Raw genomic sequence first — 3,264 nt, 5'->3', positions numbered from 1 at the left:
CGGTCGGCGTGACCGAGCGCAGCAGCGATCGCACGCAGTCGCGCATGCGCGTGTCGGCCAGTTGCTCGAACGGGCTGGCCGATGCCTGGTCCTCGATCAGTTCCACGAGGCCGGTGTCTGCGTCCGGCAGCGGCGTATCGAGCGAGACCGGCTCGGCGGGCAGCGCGAGCACCGCACGCAGCTTGTCTTCGGCGAGGCCGGTTTCAGCCGCGAGCTCGGCCGGCGTGGCGCGGCGGCCCGTGCGCTGGCGAAAGCGCAGTGCATGCCGCTGCACGCGCTGGTACTGATCGCCGACGTGCACCGGCACGCGGATCGTACGCGAGCGATCCGCGACCGCGCGTGCGATCGCCTGGCGAATCCACCAGGTCGCATAGGTCGAGAACTTGAACCCACGCCGGTATTCGAATTTCTCGATCGCGCGCATCAGGCCGAGACAGCCGTCCTGCACGAGGTCGGACAGATCGACGCCGCGGTTCAGGTACTTGCGCGCGATCGACAGCACGAGCCGCAGGTTCGCCTCGAGCATCGCCCGCGTCGCGTCGCGCACTTTTTGCTGGCCGTCGCTCAACGCGGCTGCAAGTGCGCGCCGTGCGACCGCGTCGAAGTACGCGGCGTCGACCGCCGACGGATCATCGGAGGCGGCCGCGAGCGCGCGCACGGTACGGCTTGCGTCGTCGACGGCCGGTGCGACCCAGGCGAGCGAACCGAGCAGGGCGGCCACGTGGTTGCGCGCGTCGCGGTAGTCGGCCGAACGGCTGCCATGCGCATGCAATGCATCGCGCAGCGCCGACACCGCTGCCTGCAGCGCGTCGTAGCGGGCGGGCGCGGGCGTTTCGCCATCCTCTTCATCGGGCGATCCGGTTGTGCCTATTGCGCCGGTTGCGCCCGTCGCGCGATGACGCTCGAGCAGTGCGTCGACCGCGGGCGGATAGCCGGCGATCGCATGCAGCACCTGATGACGGCCCGTCTCGATCTCGCGGGCGAGCACGATTTCACCTTCGCGCGTGAGCAGCGGCACCGCATGCATGCGCCGCATGTAGAGCGCGAGCGGATCGGTCGACGCGCTCGTACCGCGCGCGAGGTCGCCGAGCATGGCCCGGCCTTCGTCGAGCGCGTCGCGATCGACCTCGACCGGCGCCGCGCCGGCAAACGGTGCGGGCACGGCCGGCTCGTCGAGTACCGCGATGCCGATGTCGGCCAGCGCGGCGCGCACGACGTCGAGCGCGTCGGAGCTGTCGCTTTCGGGCGGCAGCGCGTCGACGAGGTCGGCGTGCGTCAGATAACCCTGCTCGCCGGCGAGCGCCAGCAGCTGGATGATCGGATCGAGCGGTGTGTCCGCCCGGGGAGTGGGGCGTGGCGTAGTCATGTCGATGGCGGCGCGAGCCGCGTTCCTGTCAGGGCGGGCCGAAGCTCGCCGGTTTGCGGTTGCCGGTGGGTCGCGGACGCCCGTCCGCGCCGGTCAGCCCGACATCGTTCAAGTTGAGGGCATTTGCGCCAACTTCAACGCCGGCGCCGCGGACGGGCCAGCACGCGGCGTTCCTGCCCCGCCGTGCGGGGCAGGAAACAAAAAGTAACCGATCATACGCGCGGAAATCTGCAGGGGACGTAAGCTAGAGTCAGGCGCGCGCCCGGCGGCGACGCGCGGATTCTGCCGGAGTACGAGATGAACCCGATTTCCGCCGCGAGGCCCGCCGTCGTCGCGCTGGCCGCAGCGATGCTGGGCGGCTGCTACTACACGAGCCCGTACGGTTATGCACCTTATTACGCGCCGGTGCCCGCCACGGTGACGCAGCGCGAGATTCCAGTCGCACCGACCGCGTCCGGTCCGGTGCCGTCGACCGTACCCCAGGCGCAGGTCGACGTCGGCCCGGCGGTGCCGGTGTATGTCGCCCCGGCCTACGTGCCGCCGCCGTACCCGTATTACTACCCGGCGTACTACTCCGGCTGGTACGGGCCGCCCGTGACGATCGGCTTCTGGGGCCGCTGGGGCGGCGGCGGATACTGGGGCGGCCGCGGCGGTTACTGGCATCGTCCGTGGGGCGGCGGGCATTGGGGTGGCGGCCACTGGGGCGGCGGCCATCGGCACTGACCGGCGCGCGGCGGCGCGGCGCGGGAGAGCATCATGAGGAACACGATTGTCCGAAGTCTGTGCGTCGTCCTGGCCGGCCTCGCGGCCGCACCGGGCGTCGCCGATGCGCAGAGCAGCGCTTACACGAACTCGCCGGCCGAGCTGTTTGCCGGGCCGGCGCCCGATTATCCGGTGGTCGCGCAGATCCCGCCCGGTACCGCGCTGGATGTGTTCGGCTGTCTGAGCGACTACGCGTGGTGCGATGTCGCGCTGCCGGGCGTGCGCGGCTGGATCGATGCGCAGTTGCTCGACTATCCGTACCAGGGCAGCTACGTGCCGTTGCTCCAATACGGCGCGATCATCGGCGTGCCGGTGACCGGTTTCGCGATCGGCGCGTACTGGGATCGCTATTACCGGCACCGCCCGTGGTATCCCGACCGTGATCGCTGGGCGCATCGTGCGGAGCCGAGGCTCGGCCCCGGCGGCGTGCCGCCCGCGCAAGGGCGTCCGCAACCGGGTGCGCCGATGCAGGTCGCGCCGGGCGGCCCGCCGCCCGTGCATGACACGCGGCCGTCGGCGACGCGCGGCGGCTGGAACGGCGCGAACCGCGTGCCGCCGCCGGCTGCACCGGCGCCGGCGCCGATGCCGGGTGGCGTGGGTAATGCGCGTCCGGCCAGCCCGCCGACGCCGATGCCGGGCGGGATGGGTAATGCGCGCCCGGCCAACCCGGCGGCACCGACGCCGATGCCGGGTGGGATGGGTAATGTGCGTCCGGCCAGCCCGGCGGCGCCGACGCCGATGCCGGGCGGGGCGGGTAACACGCGCCCGGCCAGCCCGCCGCCCGCGCCGGGCGGCGAAGCCCGCACGATGCCTCAGCCCGCGCGCCAGGGAGGTTGGGGCGGCGGCGGTTATGCGCGGCCGCAAGGCGGCGGAAACGGCGGCGGCAACCATGGCGGCGGTGGAGGCGGCGGTCCCGACGAACTCCGCCACTGACGGCACCGGTGCCGCCGGTGCCGCGGGTTCTCCGGGCACCAGACAAAAAAAGCCGCTCCGGAGAGCGGCTTTTGGATCGGGCAAGCGGGGCGAGGTAAGGCGCTACCGGTCGCCCGCAGCCCGCCGCATCAGTCGTCGAGCAGCGACAGATCGCGCACGGCGCCCTTGTCGGCCGACATGACCAGCTTCGCGTATGCCTTCAG

Annotated in this window: 3 protein-coding genes; 2 read left to right on the top strand and 1 reads right to left on the bottom strand. The window is 72.1% G+C overall.

Features of this window, described 5'->3' with window-relative positions:
• Positions 1–1,366: sigma-70 family RNA polymerase sigma factor (locus tag JMF90_RS30335; RefSeq protein WP_201325824.1), on the bottom strand; the 1,366-nt coding region annotated here is incomplete at its 3' end.
• Positions 1,367–1,663: 297 nt separating this feature from the next.
• Here JMF90_RS30335 and JMF90_RS30330 point away from each other — a divergent pair.
• Together JMF90_RS30330 and JMF90_RS30325 are read left to right on the top strand one after the other, a co-directional pair.
• Complete coding sequence (locus JMF90_RS30330; RefSeq protein ID WP_011547931.1) at positions 1,664–2,089, top strand: hypothetical protein; 426 nt, start codon at positions 1,664–1,666, stop codon at positions 2,087–2,089.
• Positions 2,090–2,122: 33 nt separating this feature from the next.
• On the top strand, positions 2,123–3,061 hold the full coding sequence (locus JMF90_RS30325) for an SH3 domain-containing protein (protein WP_011547930.1): 939 nt from the start codon (positions 2,123–2,125) through the stop codon (positions 3,059–3,061).
• The last annotated feature ends 203 nt before the right edge of the window (positions 3,062–3,264 follow it).

The organism is Burkholderia sp. E168m23 (assembly GCF_016586125.1).
In the GTDB taxonomy this organism is placed as follows: domain Bacteria; phylum Pseudomonadota; class Gammaproteobacteria; order Burkholderiales; family Burkholderiaceae; genus Burkholderia; species Burkholderia orbicola.
This window is presented reverse-complemented; position numbering and strand designations above follow the sequence as displayed.